This is a genomic window from Bradyrhizobium sp. B124 (assembly GCF_038967635.1).
Taxonomy (GTDB): Bacteria; Pseudomonadota; Alphaproteobacteria; order Rhizobiales; family Xanthobacteraceae; genus Bradyrhizobium.
This window is the reverse complement of record NZ_CP152413.1, coordinates 1,955,228-1,978,281: the sequence shown is the minus strand read 5'-3', so window position 1 is coordinate 1,978,281 and position 23,054 is coordinate 1,955,228. Positions and strand designations below refer to the sequence as shown.

Annotated in this window: 22 protein-coding genes and 1 tRNA gene; 13 read left to right on the top strand and 10 right to left on the bottom strand. The window is 65.5% G+C overall.

Translation table 11 applies throughout. The annotated features are described in order from the left end of the window. Positions 1 to 10 precede the first annotated feature (10 nt). Positions 11 to 484, top strand: coding sequence for a hypothetical protein (locus tag AAFG13_RS09485; RefSeq protein WP_212309782.1), 474 nt, complete (start codon positions 11 to 13; stop codon positions 482 to 484). A 91-nt stretch (positions 485 to 575) separates the two neighbouring features. After that, positions 576 to 1,028: a hypothetical protein gene (locus AAFG13_RS09480; RefSeq protein ID WP_342711858.1), complete on the top strand. Its 453-nt coding sequence runs from the start codon at positions 576 to 578 to the stop codon at positions 1,026 to 1,028. 61 nt (positions 1,029 to 1,089) lie between these two features. Here AAFG13_RS09480 and rlmB read toward each other — a convergent pair whose 3' ends face one another. Further along, positions 1,090 to 1,914, bottom strand: coding sequence for a 23S rRNA (guanosine(2251)-2'-O)-methyltransferase RlmB (gene rlmB / locus AAFG13_RS09475; RefSeq protein ID WP_342711857.1), 825 nt, complete (start codon positions 1,912 to 1,914; stop codon positions 1,090 to 1,092). A gap of 309 nt (positions 1,915 to 2,223) precedes the next feature. On the opposite strand from rlmB, the gene AAFG13_RS09470 reads away from it, so the two are divergent. After that, positions 2,224 to 2,309: transfer RNA gene (locus AAFG13_RS09470), tRNA-Tyr, on the top strand. A 192-nt stretch (positions 2,310 to 2,501) separates the two neighbouring features. Here AAFG13_RS09470 and AAFG13_RS09465 read toward each other — a convergent pair. After that, on the bottom strand, positions 2,502 to 3,377 hold the full coding sequence (locus AAFG13_RS09465; RefSeq protein WP_342711856.1) for a LysR family transcriptional regulator: 876 nt from the start codon (positions 3,375 to 3,377) through the stop codon (positions 2,502 to 2,504). Between the two features lie 102 nt (positions 3,378 to 3,479). On the opposite strand from AAFG13_RS09465, the gene AAFG13_RS09460 reads away from it, so the two are divergent. Together AAFG13_RS09460 and AAFG13_RS09455 are read left to right on the top strand one after the other, a co-directional pair. Continuing rightward, positions 3,480 to 4,091: an urea carboxylase-associated family protein gene (locus tag AAFG13_RS09460; protein WP_342711855.1), complete on the top strand. Its 612-nt coding sequence runs from the start codon at positions 3,480 to 3,482 to the stop codon at positions 4,089 to 4,091. Between the two features lie 24 nt (positions 4,092 to 4,115). Further along, positions 4,116 to 5,045, top strand: a complete 930-nt coding sequence (locus AAFG13_RS09455; RefSeq protein WP_342711854.1) for a LysR substrate-binding domain-containing protein — start codon at positions 4,116 to 4,118, stop codon at positions 5,043 to 5,045. Here AAFG13_RS09455 and AAFG13_RS09450 read toward each other — a convergent pair. After that, positions 5,026 to 5,910: a polysaccharide deacetylase gene (locus AAFG13_RS09450; RefSeq protein ID WP_342711853.1), complete on the bottom strand. Its 885-nt coding sequence runs from the start codon at positions 5,908 to 5,910 to the stop codon at positions 5,026 to 5,028. The genes AAFG13_RS09455 and AAFG13_RS09450 overlap by 20 nt on opposite strands. A gap of 36 nt (positions 5,911 to 5,946) precedes the next feature. Continuing rightward, a complete protein-coding gene (locus tag AAFG13_RS09445) occupies positions 5,947 to 6,618 on the bottom strand; it encodes an NAD(P)H-dependent oxidoreductase (RefSeq protein WP_342711852.1) in 672 nt (223 codons plus the stop codon). A 298-nt stretch (positions 6,619 to 6,916) separates the two neighbouring features. Here AAFG13_RS09445 and AAFG13_RS09440 point away from each other — a divergent pair, with 298 nt between their 5' ends. After that, positions 6,917 to 8,377, top strand: a complete 1,461-nt coding sequence (locus tag AAFG13_RS09440) for a cytosine permease (protein ID WP_342711851.1) — start codon at positions 6,917 to 6,919, stop codon at positions 8,375 to 8,377. A 22-nt stretch (positions 8,378 to 8,399) separates the two neighbouring features. Here the strand turns inward: AAFG13_RS09440 and AAFG13_RS09435 are convergent, their stop codons facing one another. Beyond that, complete coding sequence (locus AAFG13_RS09435; protein WP_342711850.1) at positions 8,400 to 9,326, bottom strand: LysR family transcriptional regulator; 927 nt, start codon at positions 9,324 to 9,326, stop codon at positions 8,400 to 8,402. A 124-nt stretch (positions 9,327 to 9,450) separates the two neighbouring features. Here AAFG13_RS09435 and AAFG13_RS09430 point away from each other — a divergent pair, with 124 nt between their 5' ends. Together AAFG13_RS09430 and AAFG13_RS09425 are read left to right on the top strand one after the other, a co-directional pair. Then, a complete protein-coding gene (locus AAFG13_RS09430; protein ID WP_342711849.1) occupies positions 9,451 to 10,806 on the top strand; it encodes an MFS transporter in 1,356 nt (451 codons plus the stop codon). Between the two features lie 32 nt (positions 10,807 to 10,838). After that, a complete protein-coding gene (locus AAFG13_RS09425; RefSeq protein ID WP_342711848.1) occupies positions 10,839 to 12,083 on the top strand; it encodes an amidohydrolase family protein in 1,245 nt (414 codons plus the stop codon). A 259-nt stretch (positions 12,084 to 12,342) separates the two neighbouring features. Here the strand turns inward: AAFG13_RS09425 and AAFG13_RS09420 are convergent, their stop codons facing one another. After that, positions 12,343 to 15,489 (bottom strand): autotransporter outer membrane beta-barrel domain-containing protein, encoded by a 3,147-nt coding sequence (locus tag AAFG13_RS09420; protein WP_342711847.1) that lies wholly within the window; start codon positions 15,487 to 15,489, stop codon positions 12,343 to 12,345. 473 nt (positions 15,490 to 15,962) lie between these two features. On the opposite strand from AAFG13_RS09420, the gene AAFG13_RS09415 reads away from it, so the two are divergent. Beyond that, a complete protein-coding gene (locus AAFG13_RS09415) occupies positions 15,963 to 17,159 on the top strand; it encodes an adenylate/guanylate cyclase domain-containing protein (protein WP_342711846.1) in 1,197 nt (398 codons plus the stop codon). Positions 17,160 to 17,165: 6 nt separating this feature from the next. Here AAFG13_RS09415 and AAFG13_RS09410 read toward each other — a convergent pair whose 3' ends face one another. Next, positions 17,166 to 18,479, bottom strand: a complete 1,314-nt coding sequence (locus AAFG13_RS09410) for a chloride channel protein (RefSeq protein ID WP_342711845.1) — start codon at positions 18,477 to 18,479, stop codon at positions 17,166 to 17,168. A 169-nt stretch (positions 18,480 to 18,648) separates the two neighbouring features. Beyond that, positions 18,649 to 19,044 carry an NUDIX hydrolase gene (locus tag AAFG13_RS09405; protein ID WP_212309746.1) on the bottom strand — a complete coding sequence of 132 codons (396 nt, stop codon included), beginning with the start codon at positions 19,042 to 19,044 and terminating at the stop codon, positions 18,649 to 18,651. Between the two features lie 431 nt (positions 19,045 to 19,475). Between AAFG13_RS09405 and AAFG13_RS09400 the strand changes: the two genes are divergently transcribed. Together AAFG13_RS09400 and AAFG13_RS09395 are read left to right on the top strand one after the other, a co-directional pair. Then, positions 19,476 to 19,772 carry a hypothetical protein gene (locus AAFG13_RS09400; RefSeq protein WP_342711844.1) on the top strand — a complete coding sequence of 99 codons (297 nt, stop codon included), beginning with the start codon at positions 19,476 to 19,478 and terminating at the stop codon, positions 19,770 to 19,772. Between the two features lie 155 nt (positions 19,773 to 19,927). Then, positions 19,928 to 20,155, top strand: coding sequence for a hypothetical protein (locus tag AAFG13_RS09395; RefSeq protein ID WP_021081740.1), 228 nt, complete (start codon positions 19,928 to 19,930; stop codon positions 20,153 to 20,155). Positions 20,156 to 20,222: 67 nt separating this feature from the next. Here AAFG13_RS09395 and AAFG13_RS09390 read toward each other — a convergent pair whose 3' ends face one another. Continuing rightward, entirely contained in the window at positions 20,223 to 20,609 is a 387-nt protein-coding gene (locus AAFG13_RS09390) for a VOC family protein (protein ID WP_342711843.1), read from the bottom strand. Positions 20,610 to 21,289: 680 nt separating this feature from the next. Between AAFG13_RS09390 and AAFG13_RS09385 the strand changes: the two genes are divergently transcribed. Beyond that, positions 21,290 to 22,090 carry a lytic murein transglycosylase gene (locus AAFG13_RS09385; protein ID WP_342711842.1) on the top strand — a complete coding sequence of 267 codons (801 nt, stop codon included), beginning with the start codon at positions 21,290 to 21,292 and terminating at the stop codon, positions 22,088 to 22,090. A gap of 100 nt (positions 22,091 to 22,190) precedes the next feature. Further along, the gene (locus AAFG13_RS09380) at positions 22,191 to 22,598 is read left to right on the top strand and encodes a hypothetical protein (RefSeq protein WP_342711841.1); all 408 of its coding nucleotides are present in this window, start codon (positions 22,191 to 22,193) and stop codon (positions 22,596 to 22,598) included. A 21-nt stretch (positions 22,599 to 22,619) separates the two neighbouring features. Here the strand turns inward: AAFG13_RS09380 and AAFG13_RS09375 are convergent, their stop codons facing one another. Then, positions 22,620 to 23,006 (bottom strand): YciI family protein, encoded by a 387-nt coding sequence (locus tag AAFG13_RS09375; RefSeq protein WP_212309740.1) that lies wholly within the window; start codon positions 23,004 to 23,006, stop codon positions 22,620 to 22,622. Positions 23,007 to 23,054 lie beyond the last annotated feature (48 nt).

Genomic DNA, 23,054 nt, shown 5'->3' with positions numbered 1-23,054 from the left:
TGGGTAGAACATGCGCGGAAGTCTTGCGCTGGCGATATTGGCTGCGATGACCTCGACGGCGCTGGCCGGCGGCGGTTTCGACATCGTCGTGCCCAATCGCCCCGGCGTGCCCATCATCATCAATGGCGTCGACGCGTCCTACGCCGTGGTCGAAAGCGCCATGGGGCTGGCCCGCAACGACTCGATGGTGCCGACCGTCTATGGCGGCCGCCCGATCGATCCCCAGCCGAATGTCGGCCACTATTATCCGAGCCTCGGCCACATGCCGGGTTACGGCCGCCTCGAGATCGAGCCGCCGGCCAACCGCCGCCTGCCGCAGCCGGCCGAGAGCTATCATGAATCGTGGTCGGCCCGGTCAGCGCCACTGCCGGCGCAGTCCAGCGTGCCGGTCGATCCGCCGCCGGTGATCTACGCGCCGCAATTCAACGGGCCGCAGCCGCTGCCGGGACCGGTCCCGCGGCCACCGCGTCCCCGAGGACCATAAATCAACTGCCCCAAATCAACAGCCCCTCGCGGGGCGCCTTCATAGCCACCAAGAGCTAAGCGACGAACAGAGAGACCATCAGGAGAGAGTAATGCGTCAAATGATCAAAGGACTGATTGCGGCCGTGGCCGTCATGGTGACCGCGCCCGCAATGGCGTGCGGTTTCAACCCTTGCGGTGCGCCGGTTTATGCCGCGCCTGCCGTGACCTATGGCTGCGGCGGCTGCGGTGGCTACGGCTACGGCTATGGCGGTTACGGCGCAGTCGAACGCCTGCCTGACCCGGATGCGGCCTACCCCGATGCAGCGCAGCAGTACTATTACGTCAACCAGGGACCGAGCTACACCGGCCCGGGCAATTGGGCGCCGCGTCCGTACTACCGCCAAGGTTATGGCCGCCCGTATTACGGCTATCGCCACTACGGCTACCGCCATCACTATCGGCCCTACCGTCCGCACTACGGCTATCGCTACGGCTACGCGCCGCACCGCTACGGCTACGCGCCGCATCGCTACGGCCATCCGGTGCTGCGCCGCTACTACTGATCCAACGATCGATCGAAAAGATATCAGCGCCCGTTCGTGTCAAGCGAGCGGGCGTTTTCGCTTACATCAGCCCGAGCCGGCTGGCGCCGATATAGAGTGCGAGCACAGCGGCGTTCGACACGTTGAGGCTCTTGATCTCGCCGGGCATGTCGAGGCGGGCGACGACGCGGCAGGTCTCGCGCGTCAATTGTCGCAAGCCCTTGCCTTCGGCGCCGAGCACCAGCGCGATCGGCTGCTGCAACTGAACCTTGCCGAGATCCTCGGTGCCCTCGCTGTCGAGGCCGACGGTCTGGAAGCCGTGGTCGTTCAGTTCGTTCAGCGCGCGCGCCAGATTCTGCACGGTCACCATCGGTACCAGCTCGAGCGCGCCGGAGGCGGACTTCGCCAGCACGCCGGTCGCCTCCGGGCTGTGGCGGGCGGTGGTGACGATCGCCTTCACCGCAAATGCCGCTGCCGAGCGCAGGATGGCGCCGACATTGTGCGGATCGGTGATCTGGTCGAGCACCAGCACGATGCCCTCCTGCGCCAGCGTGTCGATGCCGGGCGAGGGCAGGGGATCGGCCTCCGCCAAAAGGCCCTGATGCACGGCATCGGGGGTGAGGCGCCGGTCGATATCGCCGGGCCGGACGATCTCCGGGGTGACCCGGGTCGCGATGTTTTCGTCGGCAAGGCGCTTGGCGGCGTTCTCGGTGAGGTAAAGCTTGCGGATCTGGCGGTCCGGGTTGGCAAGCGCGGCCGCCACCGTGTGCCAGCCATATAGAATCACCGGCCCGTCGGAACCGGATTCGCGCTCCCGCCGGGCCGGCGGGCGGCCGAATTTCGGCCCTTTTTGGAAGGGCTTACCGCCCTTGCCTCGGAAATTGGGTTTGCGGTCGCGGTCGCTCATGTGAGGCTTGTGTCACGGCTCTCGATCATTGGCAATTTACACAGCGTTTTCGAGCGAAGTGGGAGGGCGGTTCGCGTGAAGAAAACGCGTCAAAAACAAGAATCTAGCCGCCGCAATTGCTCGTTTGGAACAGAGATCGCGACAGCCTGCAAAAGTATGCCAAATAGGCGGCCCGCTTGGTTGACTTTGGGGACCGCCTTCGCCCATAAACGCGCCCGACCGCGCACCCGCTTCGGGTCGGCCGGTTATCAGCGTCATTTCGATGACCGGTCCGCCGCCACTCGCGCGGCCGGTCTGATGCTGTTGGACGGGGGAGTGTCCCGAGTGGCAAAGGGAGCTGACTGTAAATCAGCCGCCTCATGGCTTCGCAGGTTCGAGTCCTGCCTCCCCCACCACGCTTCGCCCTGACGGGCTACGCGTGGCGCAGCCGCGCTGGCCCGTCAGGGCGAAGCGTGTCCGGCGTAGCTTGAGCGTAGCGAAAGCGAAGACGGACTGGCCAAGGGCCTCGCTTCCACGAACTTCAACTCGACACGTTCCTCCCATTTCGCTGGGCGTGCCGACAAGGCGTCTCGCTCCGCCACCACGACTCACCCTCGCAACCCACGCCGCAGCAGCTTGGCGAAATCCAGCGCCATCTGCGACTGCGCCTCGTGCGTCGGGGAGAGGATCGCGATCTGGTACTGGATCTTTGGCTTGAACGGGCGGATGGCGAGGCCCTCGGTGAAGGGCTTGCTCACCACCGGATCGACGATGCCGACGCCGCGGCCCTCGGCGACGAGCTGGCACGCGGTCGAGAAGAATTCTGTCTCCGCCACCACGTTCCAGCGCGCGCCATACTCGGAGAAGGCGGATGCCAGCTGCTGGTAGATCGGATCGCCGCGAAACAGCGTGACGAACGGGACGCCGTCGAGGTCATCAGGGGTGATCTGCTTCAGCTTCGCGAGCGGATGCGCATGCGGCAGCATGCACACGCACTCATACGAGAACACCTCCATGTGCGAGGTCGGATAATCCAGCGGCAGCTCGGCGACCGCGAGATCGAATTGCTGCGTCGAGATCAATTCCCGGACGGTCGCAGAATTCCGCGTGATGATCTTGATCTGCAACTCGGGCCGGTTCCTGGCGAACTGCGACAGCAGGCGCGGCAGCAGGTTGATCGAAATGCTCGGATAGGCCGCGATCGCGAGGTGACCGCGCCGCCCGGACCTGATCTCGGCCGCAACGCGCGCCGCGTTCTCGGCAGCTTCGAGGGCGCGCGCCGCCTCGACATAGAACAGCCTGGCTTCCGGGGTCGGTTGCAGGCGGCCGCCGCGACGCAGGAAGAGACTGAGACCGGTCTCGTGCTCGAGGCCCGCGATCATCGTGCTGATGCCGGGCTGCGACATGCCGAGCAGCTCGGCCGCCCGGGTCATAGTGCCGTGGAGCATCAGGGCGCGGAAGCATTCGAGCTGTCTGAGGCGCATGAGCTACTATACGAATCTGCTATAATGGACACAATTATTATTATTAGAATTACATGACGAGCGGTGCTCCTATGGCGCAACGAGCCATTGAGGAGGCACCACATGACCGCAGCAACCATCGATCTGACCCGCGCCCGTCTGATTCCGGCCCGCAACGGCGTGGCGGCTCGCCTCGATGCCGGAGAGACGGTCATGGTCGTCAACACGCATGGCAAGCAGGTGGTCGACACCTGGGCCTTCAATGCCCGCGACACCGGCGAGTTCATGTCGATGGAGCACAGCCGCGCATCGATGCTGCGGCTCGTTCCGCGCGTGGGCGACACGTTGACCACCAACCGGCGCCGCGCGATCCTCACCTTCGTCGCCGACACGACGCCGGGTATCCACGACACGCTGATCGCGGCCTGCGACATTCACCGCTATCGCCAGCTCGGTGCCGTCGGCCATCACGACAATTGCACGCAGAATCTGGCGCACGCGCTCGAGGCGGTCGGCCTGTCGGCTGCGGTGACGCCGGCTCCGCTCAATCTGTTCATGAATGTCCCCGTCACCGACAATGGACAACTGGACTTCAAGTCGCCCGTCAGCGAGGCCGGGCAGTATGTGGCGCTGCGTGCCGAGATGGATCTGGTCATCGTGTTCTCCGCCTGTCCGCAGGACATGGTGCCGGTGAACGATATGCGGCCGACCGACGCTCATTTTCTCATCGCCTGATCCAGGCCGCGCGGAGAACCGATCATGCGCAAGCTGCCGCCGCTTAATGCCGTCCGCGCGTTCGAAGCCGCGGCGCGTCACGAGAGCTTCACCGCCGCCGCCAATGAACTCTGCGTCACGGTGACGGCGATCAGCCACCAGGTCAGGCAACTCGAAGCAATTCTGGGCCACAAGCTGTTCGAGCGCTCCGGCCGCGCGGTCGTGCTGACTGCGGAGGGCCATGCGGTGTTCCCCATGCTGCGCGACGGCTTCGACCGTATGGCGAGCGCGTTCGCCGCGATCCGTCCGCCGGCCGATGGCGATGCGATCACGGTATCAACCACGCGTGCCTTCGCCGAGCGCTGGCTGATGCCGCGGCTCGCGCGCTTCAACGCGGCGTTTCCTCACCTCGTCGTCCACATCGATGCGACCGAGGAGGTGCGGACGCCGGGCGCCGACGGCGTCGATCTGGCGATCCGCTACGGACGCGTCGACCGCGCCGGCGAGACATCTGTGCTGTTCAGCGATCGCTACATTGCGGTTGCGGCGAGCGCGATTTGTCCGCCCGGTGTTCGTCTCGGCATTGACGACGTCCGCTCGCGCTCGCTGCTGGCGTTCCGCTGGAAGAACGCCGCGCTGGATTCGCCGGCGTGGTCGGCCTGGCTCACGGGGGCCGATCATGATCCCGGCCGGGACGTCCGCATCTCCTGGTACAGCGAGGAGCCGCTGGCGTTGCACGCCGCCGAGCGCGGGCTCGGGCCGCTGTTGTGCAGCGATGCGCTGGTGGACGAGCAATTGCGTCAGGGCACGCTGCGCCGGCTCGAAGGTCCCGCGCTTGCGGGCTTCGCCTATCGTCTCGTCGATGCGCCGAGCGCTACCCGGCGCAAAGCGGTGACGGCGTTCATCGACTGGCTGCGGGGGGAGGCGGCCATCTTTCGTGCAGCTCCCGAACAGGTCATGACACGGGCTGCGTGAAGTAGGGCAGGGTCTCGACGCGGACCTGGTAGGTGCCTGCCTTGACCAGGCCGTCGAGATGCGCGGCGATGTCCTCGAGCGATGCGAACCACACCTTGCGTTCGGCAACGATTTCTTCGAGCCAGCGCTCCACGACACGCCAGCGGGCAAGCCGGCCGGTCAGGAACGGGTGCCAGATCCCCATCCAGAATCCGCCGGCCTCGTAGGCGGCTTCAAACTCCTCGAACGAGGCGGCAAGGCCGTCGCTCGGCGACTTGACCGGCATCATGTAGCCGATCTCCGCATAATGGGCGAAGGGCGGCCAGTCGTCCGATCCCCAGTGCGGCGGCATCTCGTAGAGCGATCCGCGCGCGGTGCGCATCTGGTACGGGATGTCGTCGGCCATCAGCGACGAATCGTAGACAAAGCCGTGCTCGATCAGGAGGTCGATCGTGGTCTGGTTGGCGTTGTAGACCGGTGCACGGTAGCCGCGCGGCTTGCGCCCGGTCATCGCGACATGAATGTCCAGCGCGCGTTCGAAGGCATCGCGCTGCTGCGCCGAGGAAATCTCGGTCGGATCCTCGTGGATGTAGCCGTGATGGCCGATCTCGTGGCCGCTCTTCAGGATCGCCTCCACCGCATCCGGATAGCGCTGCATGGTCCAGGCCGGCATGAAGAACGATTGCTTCAGGCCGAGGCGGCGATAGGTCTCCAGGATGCGCGGCACGCCGACGGTCGGCCCGTAGCGTCCCATCGTGATCGGGTAGAGCCGGTCGAAGGAGTCCTTCGGCCGGGCGATGTGGATCAGACTGTCGGCGTCGACGTCGAACGTGATCGCACAGGCGCAACGCGCGCCGTTCGGCCAGGGGATGGGATTCTTTATCATCGGATCATCCTCGTGCAGCCGACAGGCATGGGCGCATCATTCCGCCGCGACGTTAACAGGCTCGTCGATTCCAAGACACTGCCGGACCAGCACGGGGATCGCGGCAAAGGCGTCGGCGAGCGATCGCCGGTAGCGTTCATCGTTGAACTCCTGGTAATCGACCGCGATCAGATGGCTCTCCTGTACCCCGAGATAGTGCGCGCAGGTGAAGATGTGGGTCTCCAGATGGTTCATGGTTTCCCGCACCCCGCCGGGGCCGAAGCCGAATTCGCCGCGCGAGCTCAGCACCACCAGCGTCTTGCCGCGCATGATCGGCTCGAGCGGAAAGTCGCCGCGCGCGAGATCGAAGCTGAAGGTCTGGTCGATACGGATCACCTTGTCGAACCATGACTTCAGCGCCGCCGGCATGCCGTAATTGTGCATCGGCGCGCCGATGACGATCACGTTGGCGCGTTCAAGCTCGTCGATCAGCGTGTCGGAGAGACGAAGCTCGTCGCGCTCCTGCGCCGTGCGGTCGCCGGGCGCGGTGAAAGCGGCGGCCACCCACGCCTCCGTGATGAGCGGCGGCGGGTTGCGGCCGACGTCGCGCGCGATGATCGTGGCGCCGGGCTCGTGCGTCAGCCAGTGCTCGACAAACGACTTCGAGAGTTTCCGGCTGACCGAACGGTCGCCGCGCGGACTGGCATCGATATGCAGAAGTGTCGTCATCCCTGGCCTCGGCTGGATTGGGGGCAATGTGTCGGCTCCACAATGACCGAGTGCCGGGCTCGGCGTGATTGACGAATCCGGCAGCCGAGTTGAGAAAATCTCAACAGTGAAACGGCGCGCCACGGTGACGCGGTGTGCGAGCCTGATCGCGGCCGATTTGCCGACATTCGGGTCGACAAACTTCACTCTCGATGTCGTCTCAACCCGGCTTGAGGATTTCTCATTATCGCCTCAACGCTGCCTGCTGCTCAGATGCCCCATCCCGGCCCAAACCAATGCGCCGGACAACGGGGGAAACATGTTGCTCAAGCAGACACAGCTTCCGGCACAGGATGAGGCCGGCTTCGATGCCCACGGAATCGAGCCGGTGCCGGCGGCGCACCGCACCTCGTCATCGTTCGATCAGTTCTGGATCTGGACCGGCGCGAACATCGCGCCGATCAACTGGGTGCTGGGCGCGCTCGGAATCCAGCTCGGTCTGAGCCTGCTGCAAACGCTTGCCGTCATCGTTGTCGGCAATCTGTTCGGCGCGGCGCTGTTTGCCACCTTCTGCCTGATGGGACATCGCACCGGCGTGCCGCAGATGGTACTGGGCCGGCTGGCGTTCGGCCGCCGCGGCGCCTATCTGCCGGCACTGGCACAGGTGCTGATGCCGATGGGGTGGGTCGCGATCAACACCTGGATCGTGCTCGATCTCTGCATGGCTGCGTTCGATCGGATGGGGCTTGGCGGCAGCATCGAGCTCAAATACGCGATCGCGGTGCTGGTGATGCTGTTTCAAATCAGCATCGCAGCCTGGGGCTTCAATGCCATCAAAGTGTTCGAGCGCTACACCATGCCGTTCATCCTGCTGATCATGGCGGTCATGACCGCGCTGGCCTTCCTGCGCGTCGATATCAAGTGGCAGTCGGCCACCGTCACCGGCATGCCGGCATTCGCCGCGGCGACGCAACTGATGACCGCGATCGGCATCGGCTGGGGCATTTCGTGGCTCACCTATGCCTCCGACTATACGCGTTTCACTAGGCCCTCACTCAGTGCCGCCAAGGTGTTTCGGGCGACATTCCTCGGCATGTTCCTGCCGACGGTCTGGCTCGCTTTCCTTGGTGCGGCCATTGCATCGGCCGGCGCCGGTTCCGATCCGTCGAAGCTGATCATCGCGGCTTTTGGCACGATGGCGCTGCCGGTGCTGCTGGTGCTGCTTCATGGCCCGATCGCGACCAACATCGTCGTGATCTATTCGGCGGCGCTGTCGTCGCTCGCGCTCGATCTGCGGCGGCCGCGCTGGGTGATCTCGGTGCTGTCCGGCCTGATCGCCTCCGTGATCCTGTACGGGTTCCTGCAATCGGGTGATTTTGCCCATGCCTTCGACAACTTCATGGTCGCCCTGATCGTCTGGATCAGCCCATGGGCCGGCGTGACGCTCGCGGACTTCTACCTGGTGCGCCGTGGCCGCATCGATGTCGCCTCGCTCTACGAGGAGCCGGGTCGGGATCGTGATTTCAACTGGGCGGGGCTGATCGCCTTTGCTGCCGGCTTCGTGGCGGCGTGGGCGTTCCAGATGGGCACCATCAAGGCCATGCAGGGCCCGCTTGCGTTGGCGACCGGCGGAGTTGATCTGTCGTGGCTCACCGGCATCGGTGTTGCGATGGCGAGCTACCTTGCGCTGCACCGGCTGTCTGGACGTCCACTGGTGCGGAACGGGCCGTCGCCGGCCGCGGACGCCGCGTCGATCGAACCCGCGCCCACATCGACCTGACAGGGGCACGCCTTGCGCCTGTTCACTCCATCCGCGCGAACAGCTCCACCAGCGTCTCGCGCAGCCAGCGCTGCGCGGGAACGGTGTCGTTGCGCTGGTGCCAGAACAGGCTGACGATGCGCGGTGGCGCCGGCAGCGGCACCGGCACCGCATGCAGATGGGGCGCGTGGCGGGACTGCGCGCTGAGATCGCGCGGCAGCACCGCGATCAGGTCGGACTGGCGCACGATCTCGTAGGCGGCGTTGTAGTGATTGACGGTCGTGACCAGATTGCGCGACAGGCCGCGCGAGGCCAGGAACTGGTCGTAGGTCGGCAGCGTCTTGCCGGCGAGGCTGACATCGACGTGCTTGGCGCTGAGGAAGCTGCGGGCGTTGAGCCGCTTCCTGTTCGCCAGCGGATGATCCCGCCGCATCATGCAGGCATATTCGACGGTCCACAGCGAGCGTGAGCGGATCGCGGCCGGCGGCTGCTGCGCCTCGTTGACATAGACGCTGAGCACGCAATCGACCCGGTTGTCCTCGAGCCGGTCGCCGATCTCGAGGATGGTGTTGGGCAAGGTGTGGATGCGCGCGGAAGGCGCGATCTCGCTGAAGCGGTTGATGAGCCGCGGCATCACCAGCGAGGACACGTAATCCGACATCGACAGGCTGAACTCGGCCTCGGTGCGCCGCGGATCGAAGGCGTCCTCGTCGAGCGCGTGGCGGACGTGCTCCAGCGCGTCGCCGATCGGCTGCCACAGCGCCACCGCGCGCTGCGTCGGGCGGATTCCGCTGGCTGATCGTACGAACAGGGGATCGCCGAGCGCGTCGCGCAAGCGGGCGAGGGCGTTGCTGACGGCGGGCTGGGTCATCGTCAGCGCGCTCGCGGCGCGGGTGACGCTGCCCTCGGTCATCAGCGCCTCGAAGACTTTCAGCAGGTTGAGGTCGAGGGTGCGGAAGGACACGAGCAATATTCACAATGGTGATGTGCCAGATAACAATTATAAATTATTCCCATAATATTGATTTGTCTATCATTCCCCCCGGACCGACCTCGCGGCGCGTGCCGACCGCGGGGCGGAGGGGGGCTATTTCATGTCGATGATTTCGGCGCGCATCGAGCGCCTGCCGTTCGCGCGTTTCCATGTGCACCTGCTGCTGATGGGCGGCCTGGGCTATCTGTTCGACGCGATGGATGCCGCCGTTCTGGCGTTCATCCTGCCGGTGCTGCGCACCGCCTGGGGGCTCACCAATGTCGAGACCGGCGTGCTCGGCAGCAGCACCTTCGTCGGCTATCTGTTCGGCGCGCTGTTCGCGGGGACGCTGGGCGACCTGATCGGCCGCCGTACGGTGATGATGTCGGCGCTCGCGCTCTACAGTGCGGCTTCGCTGGTGAGCGCGACGGTGGACAGCTGGCCGGCGTTCTTCGCCGCGCGCGTCGTCGCCGGCATGGGCACTGGCGCGGAAAGCGCGATCATCGCGCCCTATCTCGCGGAATTCGTGGCGCGGCGTTACCGCGGCGCCTTCACCGGCGCGCTCGCCGGCTTCTTCTCGTTCGGCTTCGTCGCCGCCGCCTTGCTCGGCTATTTCATCGTGCCGGCCTACGAGAATGGCTGGCGCATCGTGCTCGTGATCACCGCCATACCTGTCGTGATGCTGCTGTGGTGGCGCCGGTCGCTGCCGGAATCGCCGCGCTGGCTGGAAAGCCGCGGCAGGGTGAAGGAAGCCGAAGCGGTGCTCGACAAGGTCGAGGCGAGCTTCGCGCGCGAGGGCCGCGTGCTGCCGCCGCCGGTCGCCGAGCCCGTTGTGCCGGCCGTATCGTCGGGGACGCTGCTGAGCAATTTTGCGGCGCTGTTGGCCGGCCGCCAGGCGCGGATCACCACCATGACCTGGATCATGTGGCTGTCGATCACGTTCAGCTATTACTCCTTCTTCGTCTGGATTCCGGGCCTGCTGGTCCAGAATGGCATGAGCATCACCAAGAGCTTCGGCTATTCGCTGGCGATGTATTGCGCGCAGGTGCCCGGCTATTTCACCGCCGCCTTCTTCAACGAGCGGATCGGCCGGCAGTCCACGATCGCGACCTACATGATCCTCGGCGGCGCCAGCGCGCTCGGGCTCGCCTTTGCCGCGAGCGACGGGCAGATCATGGCGGCCGGCCTGCTGCTGTCGTTCTTCATGAACGGCACCTATGCCGGCGTCTATGCCTACACGGCCGAAGTGTTTCCGACCGCGATCAGGACTACGGGGGCAGGGCTCGCATCCGCCATCGGCCGCATCGGCGCGATCATTGCACCGATCCTGGTCGGCTATCTCTACCCGAATTTCGGCTTTGCCGGCGTGTTCGGCGTCACCACGACCGTGCTGTTGATCGGTGCCGTCACCGTCGTGCTGATGGGCGTGCCGACGCGTGGCCGATCACTGGAAGACATCGCAAGCGAAGCTGCGTGATCGCGGCCGCTGTATCTCGACAGGAGGCCCTTATGTCCACGACCCTCTTCAAGAATGCCGCGCTGCTCGATCCGCTGCGCTCCGATCTGCTCGAAGGGCACCACGTGCTGGTCGAGGATCGCCTGATCAAGGAGGTCTCCGACCGGCCGATCGAGGCCTCGGCCGATCGCGTCATCGACCTCAAGGGCAAGACCCTGATGCCCGGCCTGATCGACCTGCATGTGCACGCGGTCGCGGTCGAGCTCGACCTGTCGCAGCAGGCGCGGATGGCCAACGTGCTGGTGACGCTGCGCTCGACCATGCTGCTGCGAGGCATGCTAAAGCGCGGCTTCACCACCGTCCGCGATGCCGGCGGCGCCGGCTATGCGCTGAAGCAGGCGATCGACACTGGCCTCACCGACGGGCCGAGGCTGTTCGTCTCCGGCCGCGCGCTCAGCCAGACCGGCGGGCATGGCGACGGGCGCGGCCGCTCGGACTATCTGGCCGACCCGACCTGCTCCTGCTGCGTGCGGGTCGGCGCGATCGCGCGCGTCGTCGACGGCGTCGATGCGGTGCGCAAGGCGGTGCGCGAGGAGCTGCAGATGGGCGCCGACCAGATCAAGATCATGGCGTCGGGCGGCGTCGCGTCGCCCACCGATCCGATCGGTGCATTCGGCTATTCCGAGGACGAGATCCGCGCCATCGTCGCGGAAGCGAAGGCGCGGCACACCTATGTGCTGGCGCATGCGTACACCGCGGAGGCGATCGAGCGCGCAGTGCGCTGCGGCGTGCGCACCATCGAGCACGGCAATCTGGTCGATCTTCCGACTGCGCGCCTGATGGCGGAGCAGGGCGCCTATGTGGTGCCGACGCTCGTTACCTATGAGGCGCTGGCCACCGAAGGCGCCAAGTACGGCCTGCCTGCGGCGAGTGTCGCCAAGGTCGCCGACGTGCGCGACGCCGGCTTGCGCTCGCTTGCGATCTATCGCGAGGCCGGCGTCAAGATGGGGTTCGGCACCGACCTGCTGGGGCCATCGCAGCGGCTGCAGAGCGACGAATTCCGGATCCGCGCCGAGCTGCTCGGTGCGCAGGCCGTGATCCATAGCGCGACCATTGTCGGCGCCGAAGTGCTCGGCATGGAAGGCAAGCTCGGCCGCATCGCGCCGGAGGCTTTCGCCGACCTGCTGGTGGTCGAGGGCAATCCGCTGCGCGAAGTGACCTGCCTGCTCGGCCAGGGCGAGCACATCCCGCTTGTCATGAAGGCCGGCAAGGCCGAGGTCGACCGGCTGGGCGGGTAGACGGGGAAGAGATCAGGTCGAACGGGTGCGCTAACCTGCCGCCGCAGGGGCGCACGGCCAAAATATCGAAAACAACCCCATGCAAAGTAGCCGGCGGCTGCCGGCGAACACGGCAGCTTGACTCGTCGGGCAAATCGGCGGCATTATTCCATTATTCAGAAATCGTGCAGCTTCGTTCGTCTCGACCCCGCAAGCGGGAGAGGCGCAGCCTTCCTGAGACCGCTTCAATCCGATTTCATTGCGCTTTGGTCTTCCGGCCTCACCACACCACGCGGAGGCCGGCAGTGCTCTTGTAGCTGTGGTTGTTGCCGGCATCCTGCAGGCTGGCGCGATAGGTGGCTTCGCCGAACAGCGTGTAGCGGCCGTTGGCCCAGCTGTAGCTGCCGCCGCCGCCGACGCTGCCCCAGAGCCGGTCGTTGGCGCTGGCGAAGCTCGTGCCCGCGACATCGACATTGCTGCCGTCGAGGAACTCGTAGTGCAGATTGCCGATCGCGTAGAGGTCGGAGCGTGCGCCGTCGCTCCAGCTCTTCTGGTAATTGAGCGACAGCCCGACGCGACCGAGCAGGCTGTCGGCATTGCCGAGCGAGACCAGCGCGCCGAAGCGGTCGGTGAAGCCGTCGAACTCGACTTTGGAATAGGCGAGTTGCGCCTGCGGGGTCAGCGAGAAGCCGTTGCCGATGGTGATGCGCTTGCCGCCTTCCACGCTGAACGCATAGCCGAGGCCTTCATTGCCATGGGCCATGCTGCCGACGAGGTCGGAGGTGAGATCGCCGCGGTAGAACATGGTCTGCATCTGGCCGTCAAGATAGACGCCATTGTCGCCATACCAGGTGGCGGTGGCGCCGACGCCGATGCCCTCGGCGCGGATGCGGCCGTTGCCGAAGAACGAATTCACGTACGCTGTGGTCAGCCCATACTGCAACGTCAGGCCGACGATCAGGCGGCCATAGCTGTTCTCGAGAGCGAGGCCGTCGAGCCCGGCCTGCGCCTTGAAGTCATCGCTGTTGGCGGTCGAGCCTGTGATGTTCGACGGCCGCAGGCTGGATTGACCGCCCTCGACGCGGCCCCAGAACGCCGATTGCGTCCATGAACTGTCGGCCTGCGCCGCCGGCGTCACGCCCATCCGCGCCATCGCCTCGCTCGGGCCGCCGCCGCCCCAGTAGCGGTTGCCGACGCGCTCCTGCATCGACGGCGGCGCGTTCATGCCGAGCAGCACCTGGGCGTAGTTCTCGTAAAGCGGCACGCCGGGCTGGTATAGCGGCGTCGGCGCGGCCGGGTCGCTCGACGGCACCAGGGTCGAGCGCAGATACCAGTCGCCGTCGGTCGGCGTCGCGACGCCGTTCTTCTGCAAGGTATAGGCATAGGCGCCGGCGACGATCGCCTGCTGCCCCTGCAGCGAGTAGTTGCCCGCCAGCGTGAATATGCCGTTGGAGGCGCCGGTGACGTCGATCAGCTTGATGCCATCGCCGGTCTGCGCGCCGCCGCCGCCGGCATTGTTGATCCGCACGGTCGAGCTGCCCGACGTGCTGCCTGCGACCAGGCGGTCGGTGGCCGAGCCGTCGCCGCCGAGCACGGTGTTGAACAGCAGCGTGCCGCCATTGCCGGCATAATTGCCGGCAACCGTCAGCGTGGTGCCCGGCGTCGTGCCGAACTGCAATGTGCCGGCATTGCTGAAGCCGCCGATGGTCTGGTTGAACCCGTTGAGGTCGATCGTGGTGCCGGCGCCGGCCGTGACGGCAGATGCCGCGCTGAAGGCATTGACCGCGCCGGCGCGCAGCGTGCCGCCGTTCACTGTGGTGGCGCCGCTATAGCTGTTGGTGCCGGACAGCGTCTCGGTGCCGCCTGCGAACGTCAGCCCGCCAGTGCCGCCGATCGCGCCGGCGAACGTGTCGTTGGCATTAGTCAGCGTCAGCGTCTTGGCGCCGAGCGCAACGCTGCCGCTGCCGGCGAGGCTTTGGATGCTGGTGCCGGTCCCGGCGAGGCCGGAAATGTCGAACGCGGCATTCGTCACCACGCGGGAATTGCTGATCGATCCTGCGCCCGTCAGCGCCAGCGTGCCTGCGGTGATCGTGGTCACGCCGTTATAGGTATTGGCGCCGGACAGCGTCTCGCTGCCGCCTGACAGCGTCAGCCCGCCGGTGCCGCCGATTATGCCGGAGAACGTGTCTTTCGCGGCCGTAATGGTCAGCGTCTTGGCGCCGAGATCGACGCCGCCGCTGCCCGACAGCCGCTGGATGCTGGTGCCCGCGCCGGAAAGGCCTGCGATGCTGAACGTGCCGTTCGCGATCACTTGGCTGGAGGCGGCGATCGAGCCCGCATCGGTCAGCGCCAAGGTGCCTGATGTGATCGTGGTCGCGCCCGTATAGGCCTGGACACCGGACAGCGCCTGCGTGCCGCCGGTGAGTTGTAGCCCGCCGGTGCCGCTGATCGTCCCGGCAAAACTGTCATGAGCGTTGGTGAGGATCAGGTCCTTGGTGCCCAGCGTGACGGTGCCGGCGCTGCTGCCGGCGAGGCTCTGGATGTGGGCGTTGGTGTCGGGGGTGAGCGAAAGATCGAAGATTGCGTTATCGACCACCCGGCTCGAACTGGCGAGCACATTCCCCGAGCCGGCGGCCGACCCCAGTTGCAGCGTGCCTTGCTCGATCACCGTGTCGCCGGTGTAGCTGTTGCCGGCGCCACCGAACCTGAAGATCCCGTTGCCGGTCTTGGTCAATCCGCCGACGCCGCTGAAGCCAACGGAGGCGATAACGAGGAACCCGTTGCTGTCGATGGTCAGTCCGCCCGCGGCGATGTTGTTCTGGGCAGCCGTTCCGCTGGTGAGGGCGGCGGTATTGGCGGCCGCGCGGATGACGGCGTTGTCGTAGTTGGCCTGACCGCCCGCGTTGAGAATGCTGATGCCGAAGCCACGCTCCACCAGCGTGGCGTTGCTGACGTTGAGGGTACCAGTGCCGGTGCCGCCAGGGCTGGTGACGACGAGCCTGCCTGCTGCGACAACGGTCGCACCGTTCTCGATGTTGAGGGTGTTTGTGCCCACAGCGGTGATATTAAGGATGCCATTGATGATCCACTGCGATCCGGCTCCGGTCACGGTCACGGTGGACGTCGTGCCATTGGTGTTGCCGATCGAAAGCGAGTTGCCGGTGGTTGTCAGTGTCGCGCCGTTTTGAATTGTGAGGTTGGCATCCACCCCGGCCGTGACTCCGCCGAACTTGAAGTTACCCGTCGTGCCCGTCGCTCCAGCGGCCACGCCGAGGACGATGTTTGAGGTTTTGTCGACGGCGACCGCGCCACCCGCCGGCGCCGTTCCGCCGGTCCAGTTCGAGCCGACCGTCCAGTCGTTGCCGGTGGCGCCGGTCCAGCTCTGCGCCGCGGCGGACCGCGGCATCAGTGCCGAGAGCGCGGCCACCGAGGCGCTCATCAGCAGCAGGCGCTGGAAGTGCGCGCGGGTGCGGGACGCGATGCAGTCCGGCGTAGATTGGGTGGATTGTCATCCGCGTGTCGCGGTTTCGTCGCAGCCCCGATGCATTCGCGCATGGTGCTTTTGCCCCTTGTTCTTGCCGCGGCCTGGCAGGTTGCATTCCGGCAAACCTTCGCCGGCGGCGGATGCGTGTTACGTTATGTGACTCACTGTGAGCAGACAAATGAAGGTTGTATCGTTTACTGCGAAACAAAACGCAGTGTGCCTGCAATGCAACGTCCGCGCGTTGCAATTAATCGATCGCTAACCAGTTGGGTTGCGCCCGGCGACCCGGACGGAGCTTGGGCAGGCCGACAGCATCTCAGCCGTCGCCCGCCATCACGATACCGCTGGCGGCGTTGACGTTGCCGGGCGGAAACACACATATCGTCGTGCCAATCCCAGCCGCTCCGGAGTCAGCCATGAACGCCCCCAACATCGAGTCCGTCACGCCGCAGTCCGATGGCGACGTTGTCAGCTGGTTGACCAACGAGACGCGTGACCAGCGCTTTATCGACAATATTTTCGCCGAGCTGTGCATCCGGCTGCAGCGCACGGGCATTCCGCTCAAGCGGGCGACGATGAACCTCCTGATCCAGCATCCGCAATGGCTCGGCGCCCGGATCATCTGGGCCGACGGGAAACGCGAGGCCGAGATCACGCGGGTCGACTACGATGTCCAGCAGCGATCGGAATATATCGGCAGTCCGGTCTACGAAATCCATCAGGGTGCCGACGAGGTGCGCGAGAAGCTCGAACGTGACCCGTCGCAGGGCCGCAAGCACGCGCTCTATGACGACATGCGCGCGCAGGGCCTGACCGATTATGTGGCGTGGCCGCTGCTGCATACGCTCGGCAAGCGGCATGTCGTGACCTTCGCGACCGACCGTGCCGGTGGTTTCGATGATGCGCATATCGCCAGCCTGAAGACGGTGCTGCCGGTGCTGGCGCTGGTCAGCGAGATCCGGATGAAGAACCGCCTGGCGCGGACGCTGCTCGAGACCTATGTCGGGTCGCATGCCGGCGAGATGATCCTGGCCGGCGCGACGCGGCGCGGCAGCGGCACGACGGTCCGTGCCGCAATCATGATCTGCGACTTGCGGGATTTCACCCGGATATCGGACTCGTGGCCGCGCGATGACGTCATCGATCTCCTGAACGACTATTTCGACGCGATGTCGGAGCCGATTACGCGGCATGGCGGGGAAATCCTGAAATTCATCGGCGACGGCCTGCTCGCCATTTTCCCGCTCAGCGATCCCAAGGCCTGCGCCAACCTGCTGCACGCGGTGTCCGAGGCGCGGCTGGCGATGGCGGCGCTGAGCGAACGGAACGGCATGATGGGCCGGGCGCCGATGAATTACGGCATCGGCGTCCATGTCGGCGACGTCATGTACGGCAATATCGGATCGCGCACCCGGCTCGACTTCACGGTCATCGGTCCCGCCGTGAACATGGCATCGCGCCTCGAAACGCTGACCAAGCAGTTGAAGAAAACGGTGCTGCTGTCCCGTGCCTTCGCGGATCTGGTCGAGCACGATTTCGCGCTCGAACATGTCGGCGAGCATCCGGTGCGCGGCTTCAGCGAGCCGATCGAGCTGTTCGCCTATAACGGCTGAAGCATCTCAGGCCGGTGTCGTCGCCTGCGCCGGCGCAGCCCGATCGATGAATCCCTTGGCGAGGGCGTGATAGACGCCCTCCTTACAGATCAGGCGCGAACTCGCATGCGCGATCAGGGCCGCGGCCATCAGCGGCACCACCATCGCGTGATTGTCGGTCATCTCGGTGACGATCACGAAGGCCGTAATCGGCGCCTGAACCACGCCGGCGAAATATGAAACCATGCCGAGCAGCATGATGGCCGCAAGCGGCGCGCCGTGAAACAGTGGCGCGATGTTGGAGCCGAGCCCGGCGCCGACCGCGAGCGAGGGCGCGAAGATGCCGCCCGGCATGCCGCTGATCGAGGCAAATGTGGTGGCGAGGAATTTCCAGACGCTGAAGCTCGCGGGCAATTGTGACCCGGCTTCCAGCGCGGATTTGACCTGCTGATATCCCGTGCCGTAGATCGCGCCGTCGGAAGCAACTCCGCAAATCGCCGCCGCAAATCCGCAGATCGCCGCAAAGCCAACCGGATAGCGCTTGATCGCGCGTCCGACCGGATTGGCAAATCCGCGCGCCATTGCGATCAGGATGCGGCTGAACAGGCCGCCCGCCAGACCTCCGGCCACGCCGCAGAGCGGGACCGCGAGCCAGTCGGCGCCGTTGCGCAGGGCCGTCGCGCTGGTGCCGAAATAGGTGTAGTTGCCCATCAGAGCGAGCGACGTCAGGCCCGCGGCGATCACCGCGCCGATGATCAGGCTGGAGGTTCGCGTCTCGAAGGCGCGGCTCATCTCCTCGATGCCGAATACGATCCCGGCCAGCGGGGTGTTGAAGGCAGCCGCGACGCCCGCGGCCGCACCGGCGAGGATCAAGCCCGGTTGACGCCGGGGCGAGAAGCGGCCGAGCGCAAACATGATCGACGCGCCGATCTGCACCGTCGGTCCCTCGCGCCCGACCGATGCGCCGCACAGCAGGCCGAACAGGGTCAGCAGAATCTTGCCGGCGGCAATGCGCAGCGAAACCAGACTTTCGCGCGCGGTCTGGTCGGTCAGATGGCGCGCGGCAATGGCCTGCGGGATGCCGCTTCCCTGCGCGTTCTGAAAGAAGCGATTGGTCAGGTAGACCGAGAGCGCGAAACCTGCGGGCGTCAGCACCAGCGAGGCATACCGGACATGCGACACCAGTGCGGAGAAGGCGACCTGCGCCAGATCCGCGAGCTGGGCGAGCGCGACGGCCGCCGCGCCGACCGCAATGCCGCCCAGCAGGAAGATAGCCCGGCGCTGCCAACGCGCGGAAACGATTCTGAACAGCCGCCTCTGGCGGTTGGAGGGGAAGCCCATTCTGACGCAATTCCGGCTGATGTCGTGGTCCGGTCCGGACGGATCACGTCATTCCTAGCACGCGTCGGTGGTGGGTGAAGCTCAACAAATCAGCAAGGCGTGCCTGCGCAGCCGCCAAATGCCAAAGCCGAAATCTGTGCTTTTCCGCGGGCAGCAGGTATCCCGCCGTCTATCTCCGACGCTGCTGCTTCCTTGGAAACAGCCGATCGCGGATGTAGCGCGAGGTCGGCGTCAGGCGAAGTCCGCGCGGCTTCTGCCAGGCGGCGCGGTCGATCTCCTTCTTGTCGCCGATCGCGAGCCTTCCCTTGGCGTTCTTGGCGATGAAGATCGCATCGCTCATCCTGCGGCCGGAACGCTTGTTCTTGGCCGTCACTTCCTTCCACAGGCTGAGCCTGCCGAGCTTGAGCTTCGGCAGCTCTTCCTTGATCTCACGCTTCAGGCAGTCCTTGCCGGTCTCGCGCGCACGCCTGCGTCCGCCGGGGAACATCCACAGCCCGTCAGATCGACGTCGGACCAGAAGGACCTTGCCGCGCTTCGCGGCAACCAGTTTGGAAGACTTCGTCATGTACTGCGCAATGATCGAAACAGAATCGACCCCATTTTAATTTGTCTATTTGAGTAGACAAGTTCCAAGGGCGAATTGTTCCACAGTCTTGTGTCGACCGTTTGTCTGTGACGGATGGCCGGAGCGCTGAGGAAACGCTGACGACCCGATCCTCGCAAGAGGAGGCCGAAGTGAAGAGGCGGCCCGCTGTGGCGGTCTGTCGCGGCTTCACTGCGAAGGCTTGCGCGCGTTCGCTGTGATCCCGGCTTCCGCGTTCGTCGTGGCTCTCTGATCTCGCTTCATCGAACATCCTCACGTTGATCCTCCTGGTTCCCGCGGCAGGAACCGGGCACGGACTTCGATGACAAAAATCCATGACAGGCAGGCTCCGCCGCTTGACTGTATGTTCTTGTTTTGTTCTAATTGCCCTCCACCGTGAATAGGAGGCCGCCATGGACAACCGTATCAGCGAAATTCGCAGGCAGATCAGGGCGCTGCGCGTCAGCATGCTCGAGGCCGAGGCCATCATGCGACAGCAGATCAACCGGGATGAGGACTGCGCCTTCGTGGCCGGGGACCTCCTGAAGATGCGCCTCGTGATGAGCCGTCTGGTCGAGGAGCGGGGCATGCTGGGCGACCGCGAGCCGATCATCGTGCATGCGAGCGTTGCTCCGCGCCGCCGTGCCGCGACACCGATCTTTCTTCGCGCGGCGAAGCGAGAGCTCGTCGCCGGCGAAGCGCGTGGGTGATGACGCACGCAGGATGCAGCGGCTGCGCGCCGAGTTGCGCGAGCTCGACGCATCCGTGAACCGGCTCAGGCAGGCCGGACGCGATAGTGCATCGGCGCAGCTTTTGCTGTCGCGCAAGCGCGCCGAGCTGGAGGACGTGATCTGCCGGAGGAAAGATGAGAGAGCCGCTTCGGTATTTCCACGACAGCGATGATCATGCGCCCTGGATCAAGGCGCTGGCCGAGGTCCGGCACATGGCGACGCGGGAAGGCTGGTGCTTTCACCACGTGCAGGCGATCATCGTGGCGATCGACCAGTATGCGGAGGCCGCGCTTGGCAACCGCGAGTTCTTCCTCAACCGCCCGCAGACCGTCGGCCCGCTGCGGCGAGGCGAGGTGCCGTAGAACGCAGCATCGCGTACGGCAATTTCGCGAGCTGGCGCTGCCGCATCACCGCCGTCTGCTGACGTGCTCAAGGCAATACATCGGCGGGATGCTTGTCGCGATGCTCGACATATTCGACGCGGGTCTGGTCCGGATGCAGCACCAGCATGTTGCGGCCGGTCGGGACCGGCTTGGGGGCCTCGAGTATCTTGGCGCCGACGCCGGGGAGACGCGCGGCGAATGCGTCGATGTCATCGACCAGAAACGTCAGATGCGTCGCCGTGAACGGCTTCAGGCTCCGTTCCGTCCCTGCAATGAACAGAATCGAGGCGACCTGCGCCAGCCTGAGATCATATTCGGGATAGTCGAAGCGAAGCCGCGCCGGCTGGCCGATCAGGGCTTCGTGGAAGGCCACGGCCTCGTCCAGGCCCTCGAGCGGCAGGTAACGTCTCGCCAGGATATTGAGTATCTTCATCGCCAGGTCCTGATGTTCTCGTGTTGTTGCTGCGACCGCCATCCGGTTCAGCCAGACGACGCGACAAGGCGCGCCGCCGCTTGCGCAGCGCCGCGATCGCTCGATCGATCTGGTCGAGCTTCTCCTGCATCACGGCGGAGCAGTTCACGCGCGCGCCGCGCCGGCCGTCTTCAAGCGCGGTCAGAAGATTGCGGAGCTCGCGGGTCGAGAAGCCCGCGGCGATGAGGTCTCTCACCCACGCAGCCCGTTCGATCTCCAACACAGAGTAGCTTCGATAGCCGTTCGAATTCCGGCGCGGCACGATCAGGCCAGCCGACTCATAATGCCGAAGCGCCCGTGCACTCACGCCAAGATGGTGTGCCGCCTCCTGAATCCGCATCGCGATCTCCTGTCGGGGGTCGGCCTAGCACCTTCCCATTAACGTCAATGTCAAGCGCCGTGTTGCGGGGCCGCACCGGGCGCAGCCGCTGAACTCCGTCAGTCCGCCGACACGGACGCAGGGGCCAAATGTCCCGGCCTGCCTGATCAGGCCGGGATGGCCAATCCGCTGCCGGCGACCTATCGTGACGGTCCGCGGCCGAATCTGAGGCGGATCGTTCATCGCCGGGTCATCTACATCAGGCCATCGTCAGCGCCGCACCCGCGAGGGGCGGCGGCACATTTTTCGGAGGAGGTTTCGGATGATCAGGGGCTGGCAGATTGCGACGTCGGCGCTCGCCATCGTCGTGATGGTTGCAACGCTGGGCGCAGAAGCCAACGCGGCGCAGTGCGGCAACGGGCCCGGCGGATTCGAAGCCTGGAAGGAGCAGTTTGCCGGCGAGGCGAGGGCCAAGGGCGTCGGCGCCACCGCGATCGACGCGTTGATGCAGGCACATTACGCCAGTGCGACGATCGCCGCCGATCGCGGCCAGCGCAGTTTTGGCCTGTCGCTCGAGCAGTTCATGGCCAAGCGTGGGTCTGCGACCATCGTGGCGCGCGGCCGTTCGCTGAAGCAGTCGCAGGCGGCGCTGTTCGCCTCGATCCAGCAGCGCTATGGCGTGCCGCCGGGACCGCTGATCGCGATCTGGGGCATGGAGAGCGGCTTCGGCAGCCAGCGCGGCAACCAGAACATGCTGTCGTCGATCGCGACGCTTGCCTATGACTGCCGCCGTCCCGAGTTCTTCACCGACCAGCTCTATGCCGCGCTGAAGCTGATCGACCGCGGCAGTCTATCCGGCAGCACGCGCGGCTCGATGCATGGCGAAATCGGCCAGACCCAGTTCATGCCGAAGAACGTCCTCGCCTATGGCACCGGCAATCTCGACGTCGCCGCCAACGCGCTGAGCTCGACGGCGAACTTCCTGCGCGCCAATGGCTGGCGCGCCGGCGCCGGCTATCAGCCCGGAGAACCCAATTTCGCGGCGATCGAGGCGTGGAACGCGGCAGGGGTCTATCAGAAGGCGATCGCGATCATGGGACGGCAGATCGACGGCGGCCAATGAGCGCAGGGCCAAGTTCCTTCACTCCAGGTTCCTTCACCGCCTGTTAACGCAACGGTGCCCAGATCGTTGCGGTGAAACGGAGCGAATGGAGACAGGCTCCATGCTCAAGAACGGCACCTATGCGGCATGGTTCCGAACGTCGCTCGCCGACGGTACCGGCATCGTGCACGTGGCCGATGGCAGGCTGTGGGGCAGCGATGCCATCATGCTCTACAGCGGCACCTATGAGGTCGACGGCGAGCGCTTCTCCGCCGTTCTCACGGCCAAGCGGCACTCCGAGGGACATGCGACCGTGTTCGGCACCGACGATCTCGTGGTGCGGCTCGAGGGTATCTTCAGCGGCGCGATCGCGACCTGCAAGGGCAGGGCTGATGCCGTGCCCGATCTCGCCTTCGAGGTGACGCTGATGCCGAGCCACGAGGTGACACCCGAGCCGCCGCCGGATCTGCCGCTGCCGAAGTTCGATCCGAGCAAGCTGCCGAAATTGCCGAAACGCTCCAGCCGTTGAGCGGCTCTCCGGGCGCGATCTCTACGCGTCGCTTGGGCCCGCGGTTTCCGGAAACGGTGCGCCGGGGGTGTAGCGCTTCAGCGCGCGGATCTCGTAGACCGCCGACGGGTTGACGCTGCGCAGGTCGCGCGCCGCGGCGATCGCCTCGGCTTCATCGGCGCAATCGATCACGTAGAAGCCCAGCAGCTGCTCCTTGGTCTCCGAGAACGGGCCGTCGATCACGATGCCGTGGCCGGGCCCGCGCAGGGTGCTGGCGTTGCGGGTCTCGCCGAGCCGTGCAGCCGGGCCGAGCCGCCCCTTCAACCGTTGACGGACCTCGCGCAGACCCGCCATGACGGCTGCGTCCTCATCGGCGCTCCACGACTTGACCTCGGCTTCGACGTGATAGGCCAGGATGGCATAAAGCATCTCGTGAGCTCCTCATTTCTGTTGCGGCAGGCCCAAGGACGGCCCAAA